Genomic DNA, 23070 nt, shown 5'->3' on the forward strand with positions numbered 1-23070 from the left:
ACTCCCCAAGAGAATAGATATGTCTGCCTACTTCACATTGCGCCAGCGGGCGATGACCCGCCGTTTCTGGGGCTATGCCCTCCCCTCCATCATGGCCATGCTGGTTTCCGGTGCCTACTACCTGGTCGATGGCATCTTCGTCGGTCACTACGTGGGCGCCGCCGGCCTCGCCGGCATCAACCTGGTCTACCCGGTCATCATGGTGCTGATCGGTCTCGCCGCCATGATCAGCATGGGCGCGGCTACCGCCATCTCCTTCCAGCAAGGGGCCAAGAACCTCAAACTCGCCCGCCAGGCACTGGTCAATGCGCTCTGGCTGCTGGCCTTGCTCGGCACTCTGGCCCCACTGCTGCTGCACCACTGGCACATCGATATCCTGCTGGCATTGGGGATAGAGCAAGGCACAGAGACCTGGAAACAGGCCAGTGACTACCTCTACTGGATTGGTGGCGGTACCCTGCTGCTGGCCAGCAACCTGGCGGTGCCCTATCTGCTGCGCAACGACGGCAAACCCAGGCTGGCCATGATCCTGGTCAGCGGGGGCGCAGTGCTGAACATCATTCTCAACTACATCATGGTCGGTCGGCTGGGGTTGGGACTGATAGGCTCTGCCCAGGCGACACTCATGTCCGAGGGGGTCGTCAGCCTGCTGGGTCTGGGTTACTTCTTTACTTCCCATGCCAAACTGAATTTGTCGTGGCGCCATCTGGTGCCCAATTTTCCGGCCATGCCCAACCTGCTCTTTACCGGCCTGCCGAGCCTGATCGCCCAGTTCAACCTGGGACTGCTGCTGCTGCTGCACAACAGCCAGCTGATGGCGTATGGCGCCATCAAGGATCTGGCCGGTTACACGGTAGCAGGCTACACGGAGGCAATATTCATCGTCATCCTGCAGGGACTGGCATTTGGCATCCAGCCTCTCATCAGTCAGGCGGCGGGGGCCAAGCGCTACCGTGACCTGAAATTCCTGATGGAGATGGGGCTCAAGATCACGCTGGTCTATGGCATGGCGGTCTGGTTGCTGATCCAGCTGCTGCCGCGCCAGGTGGCCATGCTCTACACCGGCGGTCAGGATGCCGAACTGCTTGCCGCCGCCGTCAGCAGCCTGACTCTCAACCTCAGCGCCATTCCGCTGGAAGGGATCATCATCTTTGGCATAGTCCTGTTGCAATCCATGGCTCGCACCAAGCAGGCACTGATCATCTCGGCGGCCAAGACACTGCTGCTGCTGCCACTGATCTTCTTGCTGCCGATGCAGTGGGGACGCGAAGGTGTACTGCTCGCCCAGCCCACGACTGTGCTGCTGTTGACACTGCCGCTGTGCTGGTTGCTGTGGCGAGAGTGGCGTCGCCTCAAGCTGGCGTGCGCTCCTCAGGGCCTGCACCAGGCCACAGGGCTAACCGCTCGTCAGGCTCTGCGGCTGGCACGTCGCCCGAGCTAGACACAAGTAGCACGAATGCGTCGGCTAAAGCCGGATAGCCTGCTCACGCACCTGTGGCAGCACCATCGCCTGCTGGGCTGCCACCAGTTGCAGCTCATAGGCTCCGGCGAGCCAGGTCTGGGCCACGACTGCATCGACGCTGGCATTGGTACGCTCGAACGCCGCCACAGACGTGAAACCTGCCAGCAGATTGGCCAGCATGGTGGCGCTCAGCAGATCACCTACCCCAATGGGATCGCGAGCAAAGGGATAGAGGGGGCGTGAGATATGAAACGCCCCCTCTTCGCATACCAGCAGCATTTCGAACCTGTCCATGGCAAAACCCGCCTTCCCGAGATACTTGACCATCACCAGCTTGACCCCCTGATCCCGCAGTTGCTGGCATGCTGCCAGTGCCTGGGGCACATTGCGGATCTCCCGCTCGGTCAGCTGTTCCAGCTCCAGCAGATTGGGGGCCAGCATATCGGCGCAGGCCAGCGCCCGGTTTTTGAGAAAGTCGGCGACACCGGGTGCGACTATGCACCCCTTGTCGGGGTGACCCATGACGGGATCACAGAAGTAGAGGGCGTTCGGATTGAGCGCCTTGAGTCTGGCCACCGCCGCCAGTATCTCTTCCCCCTGCTCGGCCGAGCCGAGGTAACCGCTTAGCAGCGCATCGCACTGCCCCAGCACGCCTATGTCGGCCAGACCGGTTATCAGCTGGCGGATATGGCAATCCGGCATCACCATCCCCTGCCACCCCTGACGGTATTGGGTGTGGTTGGAAAACTGCACTGTGTTGACAGGCCACACTTCCATGCCCATGCGGCGCATAGGGAAGACGGCGGCACTGTTGCCGGCACAGCCAAAGACGACGTGGGATTGAATGGAGAGAATGCGCTTCATGACGACTCACAAAATGGATAAAAACCGCAGGGAAAAACGGGCCTTGCGGCCCGTTGTTGTCACTTTGATTAGCACAGCACCTTGACGGTGTAGCTGCCATCGGCCTGACGATAGAGGCCGTGGATGTCGGTCTCGAAGCCCGGGTAGTGGGCACCGATCTCGCACAGCATCTCGAGGAACTCGAGCACCGGCAGGGAATCAGCCGTTACCATCTCGCCCGGCAGAACCAGGGGCACTCCCGGCGGGTACGGCAGTATCATGTTGGCGCTGATACGGTTCACCATCTCACGCAGCGGTACCTCTTCCAGATTGCCCGCCAGCTCCTGCTGCCAGGCGAGGTGCGGTGTCATCTTCATCTCCGGCAGCACGTCGAACGCCTTGAACATCAGCTCCGGCAGACGGTACTTGCAGGTCAGATCGTGGATGCTCTGGGCCAGCTCCTGGATCCGCATGCCTTCGTAGAAGCTCGGGTCTTCACGATAGAGACTCGGCAATATGCTCTTGATGGTCAGGTTCAGGTCATAGCCACGCTTGAACTCGGTCAGGGCGCGCAGCAGCTGCATCGCATTGGACTGATCGATCCCGATGGAGAAGAGGAACAGCAGGTTATAGGGACCTGTCTTCTCCACCACTATGCCTCGCTCGTCGAGGAACTTGGAGACCAGGGAGGCAGGCAGGCCACGCTCAAGCAGCTCGCCCTGACGGTTCATCCCCGGGGTCAGCAGCGTGACCTTGATGGGATCCAGGTACATGTGGTCATCGTCGATGCCGTTGAAACCGTGCCAGTCATCTTTGGGATCCAGCTTCCAGCACTCGACTGTGTCTATGTTGTCCGGCTGCCATACATCGAAGAACCAGCCTTCGCTCTGATCACGCAGCCGCTTGATCTCCTTGCGGAAGGAGACGGCGCGATCGATGGAGTCCTTGATCAGACGCTTGCCGCTGTTGCCCCGCATCATGGCGGCGGAGATCTCGGTGGACGCCACTATGCCGTATTGCGGCGATGTGGAGGTGTGCATCATGAAGGCTTCGTTGAAGGTCTCTTCCTCAACGTCACCCTTGATGTGGATCATCGAGGCCTGGGAGAAGGCCGCCAGCAGCTTGTGGGTGGACTGGGTTTCGTAGAACACCTTGCCCGGCATGGCGTCGCCACTCATGCCGCATTTGCCCTCATAGATGGGGCTGAAGTTGGTGTAAGGCACCCAGGCACTGTCGAAGTGGATGTAAGGGGTATCCAGACTCTCCTTGATGAAGCCGGTGTTGTAGAGCAGGCCGTCGTAGGTGGAGTTGGTGATCACGGCGTAACGGGGTGCCTGGGCACCCGGGGTGGCAGCAACCTTGGCCGCTATGGTCTCGCGGCTGAATTCGCTCTGCGGAATCCCCCCCAGAATGCCATAGGCATTGCGGGTCGGACGAAAATAGATAGGGGTCACGTCACTCATCATCATCAGGTGAGTGAGGGACTTGTGACAGTTGCGATCCACCAGCACAGTGCTGCCGGCCGGGGCGGAGAACATGCCGACAATCTTGTTGGCGGTGGAGGTGCCGTTGGTGACTATGTAGGAGCGGTCGGCATTGAAGGTACGGGCGATATACTCCTCGGCCTCCTTGTGCGGGCCCGAGTGATCCAGCAGGGAACCCAGCTCCGGCATGGAGATAGAGACGTCAGCCTTGAAGGCGTTGGGGCCGTAGAAGTCATAGAAGATGCTGCCGGCCGGGCTCATCTGGAAGGCAGTACCGCCCATGTGCCCCGGGGTACAGAAGGTGTACTTGCCCTCTTCCACATACTTGAACAGCGCCTTGGTGAAGGGCGGCAGTATGGCGTCCTGATACGCCTGAGTAGCCTGACCCATCTTGAGGGCGATGTCGTCGGCCATGCCGAGACGGTACTCGAAGAAGTGGACGTTCAGACGCAGGTCGGTCAGGTGAATGTCCAGGGTGGACTGATCGTTGGCGAAGGCGAAGATCGGCAGCTTCTCGTTGCGATCGTGGATCTCCTTGCACAGACCCAGTGAATATTTGTCCCAGTCGAAGATGGCGCCGCAAACGCGGGGGTTCTTCTCGATAAGCTTCAGCAAGTCGGCCACATCGACCGGATACACAACCTGAAAGCCTTTGCGCTCCAGGGAGGCTTGCAGCTGGCGAATGGGTTCTTCTTTGAAGAAAACGCCCAGGTGGTTGAGGATGGCAATGATATTCATCTTGATGCTCCACACATGAAGGGGCGCTCTCCATCAGGGATGGTGAGTGAAGAGCGCTCGGAAGAAGAAAAGGGAATTAGTGGCTGGCTTGCTCTTTGAGCAGGGCATCGTGTTGACGCAGCCCCTGTTTTTTGGCGTAGAACATCAGAATGATGAGCGACACCACGAAGGTGGCAGTGAGGTTGGAACCCTTGGCGCCCATCAGGGCCACCAGACAGAAGACACAGGCGACGCCGGAGAAAATCATGGTGCCTATGCTGCGGGAGGTCATGCCCTCGAAGCGAATGAGGTTAATGCTGGAGTAGAAGTAGGGCAGCATGGTCAGCAGCACAGCATCCGTGGTCAGCACGTTGAACAGATCGGCGGCGTGAGCGGACCGGGAGGTGAAGGCGGTCAGGCCAATCATCAGGGCAGTCATCTTGAGGGAGCCGAGGATCAGGCCCTTCTTGGCCACACCGTTCTTGTCCAGCTCACCGTAGATTTTCGGGAAGTTGCCGTCGTTGGCGGCACGCTTGCCCGCCTCGCCCACCAGCATCATCCAGGAGCCCAGCGAGGTGAAACAGGCCAAAGCGGTAAAGGCAGAGACGAACGGCGCAGACCAGTTGCCAAAGATGGCGGAGGAGGCCATGGCAAACGGTGCGCCGGAGGCTGCTACTTCACCGGCCGGGAACATGCCGCTGATCACCTGGGTTGAGAGGATGTAGATAACACCCGCAATACCCGTGCCCAGCATGGTGGCGAGAGGGACGGTACGCTTGGGGTTCTTCACCATGCCGGAAGAGACGGCGGCAGATTCCACGCCGACGAAAGACCAGAGGCAGATGAGCACGGCGCTGATGACCGCATGCAGGTCGCTGCCGCTGGTGGTGTTCCAGTTCTGGCTGTAGACGCTGGTATCAAAATGCCCCCACCCCATCACGGCAGTACCCACCACAGGCAGCAGGATCAGCACCAGACCCAGGGTACAGAGTCGGCTCACCCAGCTGCCGCCGAGCAGGTTGACGAAGGTGAAGATCCAGACCGCCGCTATGGTGGCGATGGCCGCCGGGATAGGGTTGTTGAGGATGGGGAAGAAGACCGACAGGTAGGAGACGCCGGTAATGGCGATGGCCAGGTTGCCGATCCAGTTGGCATGGTAATAGAGCACACCGGTCTGAAAACCGAACACCGGAGAGATCTCGCCAGCGTAGGCAATGGGGCCACCCTCTTGCGGGTTCTTGGTGGCGAGACGGGCAAACACGAAGGCCAGGCCCATGGCACCCACCAGACAGATGGCCCAGCTGAAAATGGAAATGGAACCTATGGTAGCCAGTGCCGAAGGCAGCAGCGCTATGCCGCTCCCCATCATGTTGCCGGCCACCACACCAGTACAGGCGATAAGGCCAATCTTCTTGCTCGTATCTAGGGACATAAGATCTCCGGTTCTATAAAAGGTCGGGTCGTCACATACACATTTGGCGGAACGCCCCGCCAACGAATGGGCACAGACTAGGCCTCTCCTCCCCGGAAAACATAAGGACCCGCTAACGGATAAAAATATGAGCCAACTTTTTTCGCCGCCCCGTCGATTTTGCTAAAAACCATTTAAAAACAGCAAATTGAAATCAAGCCACACCGCCATATTGATAAAACCTTGATATCCGGCCACCCCGTTTTGCCCCTTGATAACCCCCTTATCTCGCCGCCTTGATATTTTTCCGGAGATAAACCCGGGATAAAGAGGCTCCCATAGCGCCCCCTCCCATTACGGCCATCCGAAAGTCCATCGGACCATCACTCCAAGTGGCCACTCACCCCTGTTCGACCCTCTGCTCGTCTCATCACCACCCCGGCTCAGAGGCAGACCTCTGCGGCAATACCCGGTTCCCGGTGACCGGCAGGCCATACCCGCACTCACAGTGGGATAGCGGCAGCGAGCAGTGCTCATGACGCAAAGCCGGACAAGCGCAAATGCGGCGAGCAAGTCAAACGCGGGTGACAATGAGCTGCGGGGGGATAAATCGGGCCGCACCAGAGCGACTATCCCCAATAGCAGGCAGCAGGATGAAGACAGACAGAAACGACACAGGCCGCCCGAAGGCAGCCTGTGGATACGGCTGGCAACCGCGCCAACCGAGGGAAAACAAGCGCTTCGGCGCTAGAAGAGCTTCACCTTGCTCTGGCCCAGCGCATTGAACAGGGCTGGGGTGAGGGTCTCCATATTGCTGTAGAAACCGAGCTGCTGGCAGAGCAGATAGGTCTGCTCGGTCGCCTCCATCAGGAAGGCCTGACTGTAGGCATCCCCCGCCGCCTCGGGGCGACCGTCCAGCTCCGCCAGCTTGCCCTGCAGTATGTAATAGAGCACCGAGCGGCCACGACTCGCCGCCTGCGCCAGCAGCTGACTCGCCTGCTGAGGCTGGTTGTTGAGGATGGCTTGCAAGGTCAAGGCCTCCCACACCCGAGCAGGCACGACGCCATCGCTTTGCACCACGCTGGCGAGATGAGTACCTATCCCCATCAGATGCTCACTCTCGGACTTGCCCGCCAGGGTTGCCAGCGCTTCTCCCGCCAGATAGCGCTCCGCCAGCAACAACGGCTGATCCGGCTGGACGAAAAGAGAGTTGTCGAGCAGCGCTATGCCACGCTTGAGAGCCACGGGATCCTGGCTGTTGATGTAGTACTGCGCCTCCATCATGGCCATCAGGGAAGTATCATCGGTGGGCCATCCCATGCCGGGCAAGACGTCCGGCTGATCGAGGGCCCGCAGCAGATCCTGACTGCTCGCCTGCAGCACAGCGTGTACCTTGTGACGGCTGAGCTGGTACTGATGGCTGAACAGCACCCGATTGGTATTGATGTTGCGATACTCCAGATCCAGATAGGTGCCCCGCGGCTGGCGGGAGACCCGCACGCTCAGCTCCTTGCCGGGCAGTATGCCCCCCATCAGATTGGTGGCGCCGTACTGAACACGCAGTGGGGTAACCGCAGCCACCTCCCCCATCAGGGCACGAGTGATGCCATCGGCCAGACGCACGTTCTCGTTGTTGTCATCCATGCCGGAGTGAAAGCGAAACACCAGCAAATTGGGATCCAGCATGGTGTGAACCTGGGGGCTGGCGTGCTGATAGCTGAGCATGCTGACGATGGCAACCAGGATGACGGCCACGAAGATATCGAAGCTCACCATCTTCCAGCGGCTGCGGGCATCCTTGGCGTGAGTCGAGATGGCGCGGGTCAGGGGCCCGGCGGGAAAAGGGGCGACATTGGGCAGGGCATCGTCATCGTCGGCCGTGGCGGGCGGGCTCAGATCGGAGAGAGTGGTATTGGACGCGGGCGCAGGCTGCTCGTCAGCCATCACTACAGAGAGCACCTGCAGCGGCCGCACCGATGCCACCAGCTTGTAGCCGCGCTTGGGCACGGTAACGATATAGTCGGCCGCATCAAAGCGACCATCTTTGAGGATCTTGCGCAACTCGAAGATGGACTGGGTGACCACCTGATCGGTCACCTCGGCGCCGTCCCACACCTCCTTGATCAGGGCATCGCGGCCAAACACTGTGCCCGTATGGCAGGCCAGAAACCGCAACAGATTGACCAGTCTGGGTTCAAGGTAGACCTCGCGGTCGGGGCGACACAGCATGTTATCGTCAACCCTCAGGGTCCAGTCGTGGATCTCAAAAACCGATTCGCTCATGATTCACTCGCTGCAGATGGAGACAATGCACAATGAGAGTGACGCAAACCTGGACTGACTGAACGGAACAAGGCGCTGCCAGCGCGAGGTGGCAGAAAAAGGGAACCGGAGCAGTAAACATCGCTGTGAGTCAGTCTGGCCAGGCCATCCTGCGTACGTCTGAAGAGCATCCTTGCGGGCATTCCAATCGGGTCGATCGGAAGGGGGCCACTTTAAGCAAAACGGGAGCGGGATCCCACTTTTATTGGCCATTAACCACAGCTGAATTGATCCAACACAGGGGTTTTCGGCAAACGGGGGGCCGACTGATATCCATATGAACAGCACTTTCCCCGCGCCCAAAAAAGAAGGCCCCCGCATAAGCAGGGGCCTTTTGACGCCATTTATAGAAGCATGCCGGGCTTAGCAGTAGCCGTAGCCCATCAGGCGCTGGTAACGCTGCTCCAGCAGCTGATCGGTCTCGAGCGGACGCAGGGCATCCAGGTCCTGCTTGAGGCGCTCCTTCAGGCGCTGGGCCATCAGGGGCACATCGCGGTGGGCACCACCGAGCGGCTCTTCGACTATGGTGTCGATGAGCTTGAGCTCTTTCAGGCGCTGGGCCGTGATACCCATGGCATCGGCGGCCACGGGCGCCTTGTCGGCGCTCTTCCACAGTATGGAGGCGCAGCCTTCCGGCGAGATGACGGAGTAGGTGGAGTACTGCAGCATGTTGACGCGATCGCCCACGCCAATGGCCAGGGCGCCACCCGAGCCGCCTTCACCGATCACGGTGCAGACCACGGGCACGGTCAGACCGGCCATCACTTTCAGGTTGCGGGCGATGGCTTCAGACTGACCACGCTCCTCGGCACCCACGCCAGGGTAAGCACCCGGGGTGTCGATGAAGGTGATGATCGGCATCTTGAAGCGCTCGGCCATCTCCATCAGACGCAGGGCCTTGCGGTACCCTTCCGGGCGCGGCATGCCAAAGTTGCGCTTGATCTTCTCTTTGGTCTCACGCCCCTTCTGCTGGCCAATCACCATCACGGGCTCGCCGTCGAGACGGGCGATACCGCCGACGATGGCCTTGTCATCGGCATAGGCGCGATCGCCAGCCAGCTCGTCGAAGTCGGTGAAGATGTGCTCGATATAATCGAGGGTGTAAGGACGCTGAGGATGACGCGCCATCTGGGATACCTGCCAGGCACCCAGATCGCCGAAGATCTTCTTGGTCAGCTCTTCGTTTTTCTTCTCCAGCCGGCGAATGTCTTCATTGAGATCGACAGCACTGTTGTGCTCACTCACATGACGGAGTTCATCAATCTGCGCCTGCAGCTCGGCAATCGGCTGTTCAAAATCCAGAAAAAGACTCATAGGGCCTATAGATCCTCTAATCAAAAACCAATTCAACCCGCTCTCGTCCCAGCAGGACACGCAAGTCATCTATCAGTTGATCGGTGGGCGTCACCCGCCACTCGGTACCGAGCGTCAATCGCACCCGTGAGCCGGGGCGACGATAGTTTACCTGAACCGGACAGACTCCGGCACGGGCGGGTTCCAAAATCTCGCACAAACGCGGGAAAAAGCGATCATCAATCCGCTGTTCATCGAGGGAGATGCGGATTGCCCTGGCAAAACGCTCCCTCGCATCGTTGATATCCAGTAATTCACGGGCCGACATTTTAAGGCCACCGGAGAAGTCATCAAAGCTGACCTGTCCAGAAACCACCAAAATACGGTCTTTTTGCATCAATTCTTCATATTTTTCCAGCGCTTCACTGAACAGGGTCACATCCAGACGGCCGGATCTGTCGTCCAGGGTGAAGATCCCCATCTTGTTGCCACGCTTGGTCACCATGCTGCGGGCCGCGATCACCAGCCCCGCTGCCGTGGTAACCGTATCCCGGGAGGTGGGATGCAGATCGCACAGACGGCCGGACGTGTAGCGACGCAGCTCGCCGCTGTACTGGTTGATGGGGTGGCCGGTCAGGTAAAGGCCGAGCGTCTCCCGCTCCCCTTCCAGCCACACCTTGTCAGGCCAGTGCGGCACGTTGGCGAACGCCTTCCTGACGTCGTCAATCTCCTGGGTCAAGACCCCAAACATGTCGACCTGACCCACGGCCTGTGCCTTGGCGTGCTGCTCGGCGGCGCGCATCGCCTCTTCCAGAGTCGCCATCAGGGCGGCGCGGTGAGGACCGAGCCTGTCCATGGCGCCGGAGAGGATGAGTTTTTCCATCACCCGCTTGTTGATCTTCTTGATGTCGACCCGGTTGCAGAAGTCGAACAGATCGCGAAACGGGCCGTCCTGATCCCGAGCGCTGAGAATGGCGTCGATAGGGCCTTCCCCCACCCCCTTCACAGCCCCTATGCCGTAGACGATGTGGCCATCTTCGTTGACGCTGAACCGATAGCGACCGGTATTCACATCCGGCGGTATCACGGTGAGCCCCATGCGCTGACATTCGTCCACCAGAGTCACTATCTTGTCGGTGTTGTCCATATCGGCGGTCATGACCGCCGCCATGAACTCGGCCGGGAAGTGGGTCTTGAGCCAGAGGGTCTGGTAGGAGACCAGCGCATAGGCGGCGGAGTGAGATTTGTTGAAGCCGTAGCCCGCAAACTTCTCCACCAGATCGAAGATCTTTACCGCCAGTTCGCCGTCGATGCCGTTCTTGACCGCCCCTTCCTCAAACCCGGATCGCTGCTTGGCCATCTCGGCCGGGTTTTTCTTGCCCATGGCCCGGCGCAGCATGTCCGCCCCACCCAGGGTGTAACCCGCCAGCACCTGGGCTATCTGCATCACCTGCTCCTGATAGAGGATGATGCCGTAGGTGGGCTCCAGGATCGGTTTGAGACTCTCGTGTTGCCACTTCTCGTCCGGATAGGAGATCGCCTCCTTGCCGTGCTTTCGCTCGATGAAGTTGTCCACCATGCCCGACTGGAGCGGGCCCGGACGGAACAGGGCCACCAGGGCTATCATGTCTTCGAAACAGTCAGGCTGCAGCCGTTTGATGAGATCCTTCATGCCGCGGGATTCGAGCTGGAATACCGCCGTGGTCTCGAACCGCTGCAACAGATCGAACGACTTCTTGTCGTGGATGGGGATGGCGGCGATGTCGACCGGCGGCTTGCCCTCTTTGGCAAGGCGCGGGTTTATCATGCCGAGCGCCCAGTCGATGATGGTCAGGGTACGCAGCCCCAGGAAGTCGAACTTCACCAGCCCGGCGTATTCCACATCGTTCTTGTCAAACTGGGTGACAGGGTGATTACCGGAGTCGTCGCAGTAAAGCGGCGCAAAGTCGGTGATCTTGGTGGGCGCTATTACCACGCCACCTGCGTGTTTGCCGGCGTTGCGCACCACGCCTTCCAGCCGGCGCGCCATGTCGATGAGGTCTTTGACCTCCTCGTCCTGCTCATAAAGCTCGGGCAGCTTGGGCTCAGCCTCGAATGCCTTGGCCAGGGTCATGCCCGGATCAGGCGGGATCAGCTTGGAGATGCGATCGACGAAACCATAGGCGTGGCCCAGCACCCGGCCCACGTCCCGCACCACCGCCTTGGCCGCCATGCTGCCGAAGGTGATGATCTGGGACACCGCATCCCGGCCATACATGTCGGAGACGTGCTCGATCACCTCGTCCCGTCTGTCCATGCAGAAGTCAACGTCGAAGTCGGGCATGGATACCCGCTCCGGATTCAGGAAACGTTCGAACAGCAGGTCGAATTCCAGCGGGTCGAGGTCGGTGATCTTGAGCGCGTAAGCCACCAGTGAACCCGCCCCCGAGCCCCGGCCCGGGCCAACGGGGATGCCGTTGTCCTTGGACCACTGGATAAACTCCATCACTATGAGGAAGTAACCCGGGAAGCCCATCTGGTTGATGACTTTCAGCTCGATCTCGAGGCGCTCGTCATACTCGCCGCGCTTGACGGCGCGCACGGCCGGATCCGGAAACAGGAAGGCGAGACGCTCTTCCAGGCCCTCTTTGGATTTGGCCACCAGAAAGTCTTCGGTGGTCATGTCACCGGTCGGGAAATTGGGCAGGAAGTATTCACCCAGACGCACTGTCACGTTGCAGCGCTTGGCGATCTCCACCGTGTTTTCCAGCGCTTCGGGGATGTCGGCAAACAACTCGGCCATCTCCTCCTGGCTGCGCAGGTACTGCTGCGGGCTGTAACGGCGTGGGCGACGCTTGTCCATCAGGGTATAGCCATCGTGGATGGCAACCCGGATCTCGTGGGCGTCGAAGTCCTCGGCGTTGAGGAACACCACCTCGTTGGTGGCCACCACCGGCAGCTCGAACTCGGTGGCAATGGCCACCGCCATGTGCAGGTAGACCTCTTCATCGGGTCGACCGGTACGCAGCAGCTCCAGGTAGTAGGCGTCGGGAAAGTGGGTCTGGTAGAAGGCGAGACACGACTCCGTCATCTGCCGGTTGCCCTTGAGCAGGAACTTGCCCACGTCCCCCTCTCGTCCGCCCGAGAGCACTATGACCCCCTTGGCGTGATCGGTGAGCCACTCCTTGTCGATGACGGGACGTCCCTGCACATGCCCGCGCTGATAACCGCGGGAAATGAGCAGGGTAATGTTCTGGTAGCCGTCGTTGTCCATGGCCAGCAGGGTGAGGCGGAACTGCTCGTCCCCCAGCTCATCGCTTTGCACCCAGAAGTCGGCCCCGACGAGGGGCTTGATGCCCTTGCCGTGGGCGGAGCCATAGAAACGCACCAGACCGCACATGTTCATCTGGTCGGTCAGGGCCAGCGCCGGCATGTTGTTGGCCGCAGCGGCTCCGACGATGGGATTGATCTTCTGCAGACCATCGACCATGGAGAAATCGGAGTGGACGCGCAGGTGGATAAAACGGGGTTCAGCCATCGTCATACCCTCTCGTTGCTCAAACAGAAATGCATTGGCTATTCGATCCCAAGTGCATGGCGCACCGGCTTGAAACTCTTGCGATAGGCGGGCAAGGGCCCGCGCTCGGCCAGAATGGCGAGGTGCTCAGGGGTCGGATAGCCCTTGTGACGGGCGAAACCATATTCGGGATGACGGCTGTCCAGCTCGGTCATCTCCGCATCGCGAGTCACCTTGGCCAGAATCGAGGCGGCGCTGATGGCAGCCACCAGACTGTCGCCCTTGACCACGGCGCGCGCTTCCATCGGCAAGCTTGGACAACGGTTGCCGTCGATAAAGACCAGCTCAGGGGTGATGGACAAGCCCGCCACGGCGCGCTGCATCGCCAGCATGGTGGCGTGCAGTATGTTGAGCTCGTCTATCTCTTCGGGACTGGCGCGGCCGATGGCCCAGGCCAGCGCCTTCTGCTTGATCTCGTCAAACAGCGCCAGACGCTTCTTCTCGGAGAGCTTCTTGGAATCGGCGAGCCCGGTGATCGGGTTGGCCGGATCCAGGATCACGGCGGCGGTGACCACGTCACCCACCAGGGGGCCACGACCCACCTCGTCCACCCCGGCAACCAGCTTGTCTTCGGGAATATCGATCATCATCTTGCAGCCTTGAATCAAAACAGGCCCCGCAGGGCCTGACATGGGGTAGATGAGCGCAGCGCTATCGGCCACCCTGCCTGTTATCTGCCGAGCAGTTCGGCCACCGCATCCGCGGCCTGCACGTCGGCGTTACAGCGAATGCTCTGGTGCAGCCGGGTGAAGGTGGCGATGAGTTCACGGTTGTCGTGTTCCAGCAGCTTGCTGACTTCATCCACCAGATTGTCCGGGGTGCACTCGTGCTGAATAAGCTCGGGCACCAGCATCTGATCGGCCAGCAGATTGGGTAGCGACACATAGGCGGTCTTCACCAGCCGCTGAGCCAGCCAATAGCTGAATGGTTTGAGCTTGTAGCCCACCACCATGGGCTTTTTCACCAGCATGGCTTCCAGCGCTGCGGTACCTGAGGCAAGCAGCACGGCATCGGCAGCTATCATGGCTTCGCGACCCTGACCTTCCAGCAACACCATGTCGAGATCCGGCGCCAGCTCGGCCTTGATGGCCATGAACTGCGCTCGTCGCGCCTCGTTGACCAGCGGCACGATAAAGCCGAGATCCGGATAACGTACCGTCAGCCGCTTGCAGGCCTCGAGAAATACCGGTGACATGAAACCCACCTCGGCGGTGCGACTGCCGGGCAACACGGCCAGCCAGCGTCGGCCCGGGTCAATGCCCAACGCCTGGCGCACGGCAGCCTGGTCCGGTTCGAGCGGGATCGCATCGGCCATGGTGTGACCCACGAACCGGCAAGGGGCAGCAAAGCGATCGTAGAAGGCTTTCTCGAACGGCAGGAAGGCGAGCACCATGTCGGTGGCGGCCTTGATCTTGTGAATGCGGTTCTGACGCCAGGCCCAGACAGAGGGACTGACATAGTGAACCGTCTTGATACCGGCGCGGCGCAGTTTGAGCTCCACCCCGATATTGAAATCCGGTGCATCCACCCCGACGAAGATGTCAGGTGGATTGGCAATGAAATGGCGCAGCAGTTCACGGCGAACCTTGAGGATGCGCGGCAGACGGCCCAGCACCTCTGTGATCCCCATGACGGAGAGCTCTTCCATCTCGAACAGGGCCTTGACGCCGAGGGCCTGCATGCGCGGCCCGGCGATCCCTTCAAACTGCGCATCCGGATAACGGCGCTGCAGCTCGCGCACCAGCCCGGCGGCCAGAATGTCGCCGGAGGTCTCTCCGGCGACGATACCGATGCGAACGGGATCAGGCACGGATGATCCCGCGCTCGTTGTCCTTGAGGAAATCCACGTAGAGCTGAACGGCCGGTTCGGTGGCCGCCATCTCTGTCAGCACGGGCAACACCTCTTCGACTGTCTTGCCGGAGCGGAAGATCTCTTTGTAGGCACGCTTGACGGCGGAGATGGCTTCAGCGCTGAAACCGCGGCGACGCAGGCCTTCGGAGTTGACCCCGAACGGCTTGGCATAGTTGCCAGCGGCCATCACGTAGGGCGGCACATCCTTGTTCAGGGCGGCGCAGCCACCGATGAAGGCGTGGGAGCCAACGCGACCGAACTGGTGGATCGCGGAGAGACCGCCGAAGATCACGAAGTCACCGATCACCACGTGGCCCGCCAGGGTCGCGTTGTTGGCGAAGATGCAGTTGTCACCGATGATGCAATCATGGGCAACGTGCACGTTGACCATAAAGAGGTTGCCGCTGCCCACCCTGGTCAGGGATTGATCCTGGATGGTGCCGCGGTGCACAGTGCAGTTCTCGCGAAAGACGTTGTTGTCGCCAATCTCGAGGAAGGTGCGCTCGCCGGCGTACTTCTTGTCCTGGCAATCCTCACCGATGGAGGTGTGCTGGAAGATCTTGTTGCCACGGCCCAGTTTGGCCGGCCCCTTGATCACCACATGGGAACCTACCCAGGTGTTGTCGCCGATTTCCACCTCGGCGCCGATGACGGAAAAGGGGCCGATTTCAACCCCTTTACCAATCACCGCAGACTCATGGACGATGGCAGTATCGTGAATGATGGCAGTCTGGTCGATCACGTGTATTAAACCTCGCGTTTGGCGCACATCAGCTCGGCGGTACAAACCACTTCACCGTTGACCGTGGCCACACCGGTGAACTTGGCAATACCGCGACGCTCTTTCAGGAACTCCACGTCCAGCACCAGCTGATCGCCGGGGCCCACCGGACGCTTGAAACGAGCGTTGTCGATGGAGGCAAAGTAATAGAGTTCGTTGGGAGACGGCTTGCCCACCATGGTAAAGGCCAGGATACCGGTGGCCTGCGCCATGGCTTCCAGGATCAGTACGCCGGGAAACACCGGCTTGGCCGGGAAATGTCCCTGGAAGATCGGCTCGTTGAACGAGACATTCTTGATGGCACGCAAGGTTTTGCGCTCATCGCTGATCTCGTAATCGTCGACCCGATCCACCATCAGGAACGGATAACGGTGGGGCAGCAGATCCATGATTTCCTGGATGCCCAGGCTCTTCTTTTCAGTAGTCAAAACAGTACCCTATACCAATCGTGATTATTCTTGATCCAGCTTCTTCTCAAGCTTGCTCAACCGCTTGTGCATCTCTTCGATACGCATCACCCGGGCGGCGGTCTTGCGCCACTCTTTATTGGTTTGCAGGGGGATGCCGGAAGAGTAGACACCGGGCTCGGTAATGGGTCGCATCACCATGGCCATGCCGGTAACGGTGGCCTGATCGCAGATCTCCATGTGCCCGTTAAAGACGGAGGCGCCGCCAATGATACAGTATTTGCCGACCTTGAGACTACCAGCCATCACGGTGGAGCCTGCCACGGCGGTGCCGTAGCCGATCTCGACGTTGTGGGCGATCTGGCACTGGTTGTCGATGATGACGTTATCCGCGATGCGGGTATCTTCCAGCGCGCCGCGGTCTATGGTGGTGCAAGCACCAATCTCGACCCGGTTGCCGATAGTCACGCCACCGAGCTGGGGGATCTTGATCCATTCGCCACGCTCATTGGCATAACCGAACCCATCGGCCCCGATCACTGTGCCGGATTGAACCAGACAGTCGGAACCCATGGTGATGTTGTGATACAGGGTGACGTTGGCCCACAACCGGGAGCGCGCTCCCAGTCGGGTATTCTTGCCAACAAAACAGCCAGGGCCTATGCGTACGTCATCCCCCAGCACGACGCCGGATTCGATCACTGCATTGGCCCCGATGGCCACTCTCTCGCCCAGTTGCACGTCAGCCGCAATGACGGCGCTCGGATGGATATCCGTGGCCGGCTGCGGTGTGGTGTCCAGCAGTTGGGCTACCCGGGCAAACCCCACATAGGGGTCTTTGAGTACCAGGGCATTGGTGGGACAAAATGGCAGATCCGCTTCTGTAATGAGCACGGCCGAGGCCTTGCTCTGCTCCAGATAATGCCGGTACTTTTTATTGGACAGGAAGGTGATATCCCCCTCCCCGGCCTTTTCCAGTGTCGCTACCTTGCGGATTTCCAGGGTTCCGTCGCCATGGATCTCGGCCCCCAGTTGCTGGGCCAGCTGTGCGAGAGTGAATGCCATCAATTAGTTGCTCTTGCTTACCTGAGAAATAACTTGGGCAGAGATGTCCAGCTTGCTGGCGGCATAGGGCGCAGCATTGCGCTCAAGCACCAGATCGTAGCCATTGCTCTTGGCGATGGAATCGATGGCAGCCTGTACCTTGGTCAGGATCTTGTTGCGCTCTTCGGACTGACGACGACCGTTGTCCTGCTCAAACGCTTGACGCTTCTGGTTGAACTCCATCTGCAGCTTGGCCAGTTTTTCCTGGTTCTGCTTCTTCTGATCGGCGCTCATGAAGGCTTCATCCTTCTTGAACTTCTCGACCAGTTTCTGACCGTCGGATTCCAGCTTCTGCAGTTCACGCATGCGCGGCTCGAATTCACCTTTCAGCTTCTTGGAAACAGCTTCACGCTGGGGCAGCTTCTGGAAGATTTCGCCCATGTCGACCACGGCGATCTTGGTGTCAGCCAAGGCGGAGCCCATGCCGGCAGCCATCAGTGCAAAACTCAAACCAGCTACTTTCAACGCTTTATTCACACTAACTCCTTGTTCCCTCATGTGAGGGCAACCTGATTTACCTGATTATGCAAGTGGTACCCGGACCGACTTGTTACCTGGTGAGGCACGCAAGCTGCGCGTCCCATCATTGAATACCCCCACCGGCTGGGTGGGGGCGCGTCCGTCCTTAGAAGGTACGGCCGATATTGAACGAGAAGAACTCTGTCCTGTCCCCTTCGTACTCCTTGAGCGGACGGGCAATCGCGAACACCAGGGGTCCCATGGGGGAGAGCCACTGCAGCGACAGACCGGCCGAGGCACGGTAGTTGGTCGGGTCCGAATAGTCGGTCAGATAGTTGCAACCACTGAAACAGCGGTTCTGGTACTGGGCATAGTCAAAAGTGGTATCCCACACTGAACCGGCGTCGATGAAGAAGCTGGTACGCAACTGAGGCTGATAGGTTTCAGACGCAAACGGCGTCGGTACTATCATCTCGAGGGACGCCACCGCCAGGGCATTGCCCCCCACCGAGCTGTCGGTGCCCTGAATGACGTCGTTACCGCTCAGGTTGTAGTAGTAGAGCGCCTTCGGACCTACAGTGTTGCTCTTGAAGCCACGCAGCGTGTCGAAACCACCGGCGAAGTAGTTCTCGAAGAACGGCAGGACGTGATCATAGCTGCCGTTGCTGCCATAACCGTTGCCGTAAGAGGCGCGGGCCTTGGCCATCAACACCCATTTGTGGTCCGCATCGAACGGGAAGTAGTGGGCATCTTCGGCGTTCAGCTTGAAGTACTGCAGATCCATGCCGGGCACTGTCACCTTGGCGTTCACACGCTGACGGTCACCCGCGGTCGGGAACATCCCCTTGTTGAGGGTTGAACGGGTCCAACCGGCGGTGACGTCAACGGTGTTGAACACCATGCGGTTGTCGCCATCCTTGTTCTTGCTGTACACCTTCCAAAACTCGTCCACCTGCAGATAGGGGTTGGGCTGGGACAGTTTGTTGTTCTCGACCCCGAGGCTGAAGTCGAGGCGGTTGTTCTCGTTGACCGGGAAACCACTGGAGAGGCGGAAACCAATCGTGGTGTTTTCATAGTCGACGATGTTGGCATCGGCCGCACTGAACTGGTTGTAGTAGAGGCGGCCACCCAGGCTGACACCGTCCACGGTGAAGTAGGGATCGTTGTAGCTGAGGTCGACGCTCTTGGAGTACTTGTTGGTACTGGCGGAGATACCGATCTTCTTGCCGGTACCCATGAAGTTGTCCTGCTGCAGGCCTGCCTGCAGGCTCAGGCCCGATTCGGTACCATAACCCACACCGGCGTTGATGGAGCCAGCTGGCTGCTCCTTGACCTTGAAGTCGAGATCGACCTGATCATCGCTGCCCGGCACCCGCTTGGTGTCCACTTCCGCGGTTTCAAAGAAGCCGAGACGGTTGAGACGGGTCTTGGACTGCTCGACGCTATCGGAGGAGAGCCAGGTGCCTTCCATCTGACGCATTTCGCGGCGCAGCACTTCATCCTGGGTGGTGACGTTGCCGCTGAAGTTGATGTTGCGCACATAGACACGGGGACCCGGCTCTATGTTGACGATCAGCTCCACTTCCTTGGTTTCGTCGTTGACCTGGGGGAAGGTGACCACTTTCGGGTAGGCATAGCCGTAACGACCGAGGAACTTGGAGAGCACCTCTTCAGTGTGGGTTACCTGACTGGCGGAGTAGGTGCTGCCTGCCCCTATGGGGATCAGGCCCTTCATCTCGCCACCACGGTCGATCAAATCGCCCTTGAGCTGAACGCCGGAGACCTTGTACTGATCCCCTTCCTTGACGTTCAGTGTCACGTAGACCCCCTTCTTGTCAGGGGTCATGGAGACCTGGGTCGACTCCTGGGCGAAGCGGATATAACCGCGATCCATGTAGTAGGAGCGCAGGGTTTCGATGTCGCCGGCCAGTTTCTGTTTCTGGTAACGCTGGTCACCGGTGAAGTTCCACCAGGGCACATCGTCCTTGAGGGAGAGCTGGGCCAGCAGTTTCTCTTCCGGGAACACATTGTTGCCAACTATGTTGATCTGCTGGATCTTGGCCGCTTCCCCTTCCACGAAGGTGAACTTGAGGTCGACCCGGTTGCGCGGCAGCGGGGTGACGATGGCCTTGACCTTGGCGGAGTATTTGCCCACGCCGTAGTAGAAATCTTCCAGACCCTTTTCGAGGGAGCTCAGCACGGTACGATCCAGCGGATCACCCACCCGGATGCCGGAGGACTCCAGGCTCTGGGTCAGCTGCTCTTCCTTGATATCCTTGTTGCCTGAAAATTCGATGCTGGAGATGGTCGGCCGCTCCTTGACCGCCACTTGCAACACCTGGCCGTCACGGTAAACCTTCACATCCTCGAAGTTACCGGAGGAGTAGAGCTTTTTGATGGCGTTGGCCAGGGTCACGGAATCGACGGTGTCGCCAACCCGGATCGGCAGGTTCAACAGGGCGGCCCCCAGCGTTACACGCTGCAAGCCGTCGACCTGGATATCTTGCACCACAAAAGAGGCAGGGGCCGCCTGGGCCAGGAAACTGGCACCCAGCAGGCAACTCAACACCAATGCTTTTTTAACAGCCATTTTGTTCTTGTGTGTCCTTGTTGATGCTCTGGCCTCAGAGGCGAGCGAAATCATTAAATAGCGCAATGCCCATCAGTAACATCAGAATGGCGGCGCCGATCCTGAAACCCACTTCCTGAATCTTGTCTGATACCGGCTTGCCGGTGACTGCCTCGATGAGGAAGTAGACCAGATGGCCTCCGTCCAGCACCGGCAGGGGAAACAGGTTGATGATCCCCAGGTTGACGCTGATCAGCGCCAGAAAGCCGAGGAAATAGACCAGACCGTAATCGGCACTGCTGCCTGCCCCCTTGGCAATGGAGATGGGACCGCTCAGGTTATCCAGGGAGACGATGCCACCAATCAGCTTGCCAATCATGTCAAAGGTCAGCGTGGTCAGGCTCCAGGTCTTCTGGGCTCCCTGCCACAGGGCCTGCAAAGGCCCATACTGTAACAGAATTCGATACTCATCCGGTAATGGAACCAATTGCGGTGACAAGCCGACAAAACCGACCAGCTGGCCACGCACTTTTTTCACATCCGGAGTCAGGGTCAAGGTCAGTTCACTGCCTGCCCGCTCCACCACGACCTGCAATGGCTGCTCGGGAGATTGCTGGACCTGGTGCACGAACTGGGTCCACTCGGTGACCTCCTGCTCGCCCACCCGCTTGATGCGATCGCCGACCAGGATACCGGCCTTCTCACTGGCGCTCGCAGGCACTATGGCCTCGACCACGGGCAGTACCTTGCCGCCGAGGGGCACTATCCCCAGGCTGCCGACGGGGGACTCTTTGTCCGGATCGAACGTCCAATCCTCCAGCACGAGGGTCTTGTCCACCGCATAACTGGTGTTGGCCGCTTTCAGCTTGAGCTGGACGGCATCATCACCCAGGTGGCTGATGAGGGCATAGGTCACGCTCTCCCAGTCACCGGTCGCCTTGTCGCCGACACCGACGATCTCCATGCCGGGTTCGACCCCGGCCGCCGCCACAATGGAGGCGGGACGCACCTCCCCCACCACGGGTTTGACGGCAGGGACACCGATCATGAACATCAGCCAGAGGGCAAACAGGGCAAACACAAAGTTCGCCATGGGGCCCGCTGCCACTATGGCCATCCGCGCCCAGACACTCTTGTGATTGAAAGCAAATTGCTCATCGCCGGGTTTGAGCTCATCGACCCGACCATCCAGCATCTTGACGTAACCGCCGAGCGGGATCAGTGCCAGCACATATTCGGTGCCATCCTTGCCCATCCGGCGCCAGATAGCCTTGCCAAACCCGATGGAGAAGCGCTCGACCTTGACGCCGCAACGGCGGGCCACCCAGAAATGGCCAAATTCATGCACCGCAACCAGCAATCCGAGGGCGATGATAAAGGCACCAATGTTCCACAGCACGCCGCCCATCAGCCTATCACCTCGAGATCACACCCATTCGAATCACCGAAGGAGGCAGTAACAAAGGCAGGTTTGTCATTCCACAGCACAGCACTCATCAGCCAGTTACCTCGATTTCATGCATGGTCCGGTACCCAAAGGCAACGATAAAGGCAGCACAATGCCACGAAATACCACTCATTAGCTAAGCTCCTCAATCAAATTGTGAGCACGGGCACGGGCCGCACCATCCAGCGCAATCAAATCATCCAGCGAACCCACAGCGGAACTCCCCAGCGTCACCATGGTGGCCTCATTGACTCTGGCAATATCCATAAAACCGATCCGCTCTGCAAGGAAAGCCGCAACGGCCTCTTCATTGGCGGCATTGAGCGCCGTGGTCGCCGCCTGCCCTTGCTGACAGGCACTCATGGCCAGTGCCAGGCAGGGATAACGCTCATAATCGGGCCGGATAAAGCTGAACTCTCCGACACTGAAGAAATCCAAAGGTTCCACTCCGGACTCAACTCGAGCCGGATAGGCCAGGGCGTGCGCTATGGGGGTACACATGTCCGGATTGCCAAGTTGGGCCATCACTGAACCATCCTTGTACTGCACCATGGAGTGGATCACTGACTGGGGATGGATCACCACCTGGATCTGCTCGGGCGCGGCGTTGAACAGCCAGCGCGCCTCTATGTACTCCAGCCCCTTGTTGATCATGGTGGCGGAGTCGACCGAGATCTTGGCTCCCATGGACCAGTTCGGGTGGGCGATGGCCTGGGCCGGCGTGACCTGTGCCAGCGCATTGATATCGGTATAACGAAACGGACCGCCTGAGCCGGTCAGCAGTATCCTGCTGATGCCCGCCCCTGCCAGATCGCAGTAGCCGGGCTGGCGCTGAATGGCTTCGGGCAGGCACTGAAAAATCGCATTGTGTTCGCTGTCGATGGGCAGCAGCTCGGCGCCATGCTCGCGCACCGCCTCCATGAAGAAGGCCCCGGACATCACCAGCGCCTCCTTGTTGGCCAGCAGGATCCGCTTGCCGGCACGCACTGCGGCCATGGTCGGTGCCAGACCCGCCGCACCGACGATGGCCGCCATCACGCTGTGGGCATCGGGGTGAGCGGCCACGTCACACAGAGCGGCAGGACCGGACAGCACCCGCGTCGCGCTACCGTGGGTCTTGAGCTGGCCCGCCAGTGCGGTCGCGGCAGCCTCATCCACCATGACAGCAAAACGGGGGGAAAACTCGAGACAGTCCCGCACCATGGCATCCACGCTGCGAGCGGCGGTGAGCGCCAGTACTTGCCAGCGCCCGGGATTGCGGCGCAGTACCTTGAGCGTACTCTGACCGATGGAGCCGGAGGCTCCCAGAATCACCAGGTTATGCATCAGAACTCCTGCTTGAGTAACAAACCAATGGAGCCGG

At 59.6% G+C, this 23070-nt stretch carries 16 protein-coding genes; 1 reads left to right on the plus strand and 15 read right to left on the minus strand.

Annotation, left to right across the window (positions count from 1 at the left end; all coding sequences use genetic code 11):
• Window positions 1–19: 19 nt before the first annotated feature.
• Window positions 20–1441: an MATE family efflux transporter gene (locus GWQ31_RS07305; RefSeq protein ID WP_275909013.1), complete on the plus strand. Its 1422-nt coding sequence runs from the start codon at window positions 20–22 to the stop codon at window positions 1439–1441.
• 24 nt (window positions 1442–1465) lie between these two features.
• Here the strand turns inward: GWQ31_RS07305 and pdxY are convergent, their stop codons facing one another.
• The 15 genes from pdxY to ispC all read right to left on the minus strand — a co-directional run bounded on the left by pdxY (window position 1466) and on the right by ispC (window position 23033).
• Window positions 1466–2326: a pyridoxal kinase PdxY gene (pdxY, locus tag GWQ31_RS07310; protein ID WP_275909014.1), complete on the minus strand. Its 861-nt coding sequence runs from the start codon at window positions 2324–2326 to the stop codon at window positions 1466–1468.
• Window positions 2327–2394: 68 nt separating this feature from the next.
• A complete protein-coding gene (locus GWQ31_RS07315; protein WP_275909015.1) occupies window positions 2395–4527 on the minus strand; it encodes a lysine decarboxylase CadA in 2133 nt (710 codons plus the stop codon).
• A gap of 76 nt (window positions 4528–4603) precedes the next feature.
• Window positions 4604–5938 carry a cadaverine/lysine antiporter gene (gene cadB, locus GWQ31_RS07320; RefSeq protein ID WP_005312099.1) on the minus strand — a complete coding sequence of 445 codons (1335 nt, stop codon included), beginning with the start codon at window positions 5936–5938 and terminating at the stop codon, window positions 4604–4606.
• Window positions 5939–6664: 726 nt separating this feature from the next.
• On the minus strand, window positions 6665–8200 hold the full coding sequence (cadC, locus tag GWQ31_RS07325; protein WP_275909016.1) for a lysine decarboxylation/transport transcriptional activator CadC: 1536 nt from the start codon (window positions 8198–8200) through the stop codon (window positions 6665–6667).
• 402 nt (window positions 8201–8602) lie between these two features.
• Window positions 8603–9553 (minus strand): acetyl-CoA carboxylase carboxyl transferase subunit alpha, encoded by a 951-nt coding sequence (gene accA, locus GWQ31_RS07330; protein WP_159165782.1) that lies wholly within the window; start codon window positions 9551–9553, stop codon window positions 8603–8605.
• Window positions 9554–9569: 16 nt separating this feature from the next.
• Window positions 9570–13049 (minus strand): DNA polymerase III subunit alpha, encoded by a 3480-nt coding sequence (gene dnaE, locus GWQ31_RS07335; protein WP_275909083.1) that lies wholly within the window; start codon window positions 13047–13049, stop codon window positions 9570–9572.
• Window positions 13050–13087: 38 nt separating this feature from the next.
• Window positions 13088–13678 (minus strand): ribonuclease HII, encoded by a 591-nt coding sequence (rnhB, locus tag GWQ31_RS07340; RefSeq protein ID WP_005312094.1) that lies wholly within the window; start codon window positions 13676–13678, stop codon window positions 13088–13090.
• Window positions 13679–13758: 80 nt separating this feature from the next.
• Complete coding sequence (gene lpxB, locus GWQ31_RS07345; RefSeq protein WP_005312093.1) at window positions 13759–14898, minus strand: lipid-A-disaccharide synthase; 1140 nt, start codon at window positions 14896–14898, stop codon at window positions 13759–13761.
• Window positions 14891–15682, minus strand: coding sequence for an acyl-ACP--UDP-N-acetylglucosamine O-acyltransferase (lpxA, locus tag GWQ31_RS07350; RefSeq protein ID WP_021139730.1), 792 nt, complete (start codon window positions 15680–15682; stop codon window positions 14891–14893). The genes lpxB and lpxA overlap by 8 nt, the downstream gene beginning before the upstream one ends.
• A 5-nt stretch (window positions 15683–15687) precedes the next feature.
• On the minus strand, window positions 15688–16149 hold the full coding sequence (gene fabZ / locus GWQ31_RS07355; protein WP_005312091.1) for a 3-hydroxyacyl-ACP dehydratase FabZ: 462 nt from the start codon (window positions 16147–16149) through the stop codon (window positions 15688–15690).
• A gap of 24 nt (window positions 16150–16173) precedes the next feature.
• Entirely contained in the window at window positions 16174–17193 is a 1020-nt protein-coding gene (gene lpxD, locus GWQ31_RS07360) for a UDP-3-O-(3-hydroxymyristoyl)glucosamine N-acyltransferase (RefSeq protein WP_042467152.1), read from the minus strand.
• A gap of 3 nt (window positions 17194–17196) precedes the next feature.
• On the minus strand, window positions 17197–17709 hold the full coding sequence (locus GWQ31_RS07365; RefSeq protein ID WP_219598530.1) for an OmpH family outer membrane protein: 513 nt from the start codon (window positions 17707–17709) through the stop codon (window positions 17197–17199).
• 148 nt (window positions 17710–17857) lie between these two features.
• The gene (gene bamA, locus GWQ31_RS07370; protein ID WP_219598529.1) at window positions 17858–20281 is read right to left on the minus strand and encodes an outer membrane protein assembly factor BamA; all 2424 of its coding nucleotides are present in this window, start codon (window positions 20279–20281) and stop codon (window positions 17858–17860) included.
• Window positions 20282–20315: 34 nt separating this feature from the next.
• On the minus strand, window positions 20316–21668 hold the full coding sequence (gene rseP, locus GWQ31_RS07375) for a sigma E protease regulator RseP (RefSeq protein ID WP_219598528.1): 1353 nt from the start codon (window positions 21666–21668) through the stop codon (window positions 20316–20318).
• Between the two features lie 171 nt (window positions 21669–21839).
• Window positions 21840–23033, minus strand: coding sequence for a 1-deoxy-D-xylulose-5-phosphate reductoisomerase (ispC, locus tag GWQ31_RS07380; RefSeq protein ID WP_271771947.1), 1194 nt, complete (start codon window positions 23031–23033; stop codon window positions 21840–21842).
• Window positions 23034–23070 lie beyond the last annotated feature (37 nt).

Source organism: Aeromonas sp. 2MA4 (assembly GCF_029237305.1).
In the GTDB taxonomy this organism is placed as follows: domain Bacteria; phylum Pseudomonadota; class Gammaproteobacteria; order Enterobacterales; family Aeromonadaceae; genus Aeromonas; species Aeromonas salmonicida.

Bases quoted from the DNA above. Each gene is read 5' to 3' on its own strand.
- rnhB (WP_005312094.1), bottom strand. From the start codon at position 13,678: ATGATGATCGATATTCCCGAAGACAAGCTGGTTGCCGGGGTGGACGAG.
- accA (WP_159165782.1), bottom strand. From the start codon at position 9,553: ATGAGTCTTTTTCTGGATTTTGAACAGCCGATTGCCGAGCTGCAGGCG.
- pdxY (WP_275909014.1), bottom strand. From the start codon at position 2,326: ATGAAGCGCATTCTCTCCATTCAATCCCACGTCGTCTTTGGCTGTGCC.
- bamA (WP_219598529.1), bottom strand. From the start codon at position 20,281: ATGGCTGTTAAAAAAGCATTGGTGTTGAGTTGCCTGCTGGGTGCCAGT.
- ispC (WP_271771947.1), bottom strand. From the start codon at position 23,033: ATGCATAACCTGGTGATTCTGGGAGCCTCCGGCTCCATCGGTCAGAGT.
- cadC (WP_275909016.1), bottom strand. From the start codon at position 8,200: ATGAGCGAATCGGTTTTTGAGATCCACGACTGGACCCTGAGGGTTGAC.
- lpxD (WP_042467152.1), bottom strand. From the start codon at position 17,193: ATGGCATTCACTCTCGCACAGCTGGCCCAGCAACTGGGGGCCGAGATC.
- GWQ31_RS07315 (WP_275909015.1), bottom strand. From the start codon at position 4,527: ATGAATATCATTGCCATCCTCAACCACCTGGGCGTTTTCTTCAAAGAA.
- rseP (WP_219598528.1), bottom strand. From the start codon at position 21,668: ATGGGCGGCGTGCTGTGGAACATTGGTGCCTTTATCATCGCCCTCGGA.
- GWQ31_RS07305 (WP_275909013.1), top strand. From the start codon at position 20: ATGTCTGCCTACTTCACATTGCGCCAGCGGGCGATGACCCGCCGTTTC.
- dnaE (WP_275909083.1), bottom strand. From the start codon at position 13,049: ATGGCTGAACCCCGTTTTATCCACCTGCGCGTCCACTCCGATTTCTCC.
- cadB (WP_005312099.1), bottom strand. From the start codon at position 5,938: ATGTCCCTAGATACGAGCAAGAAGATTGGCCTTATCGCCTGTACTGGT.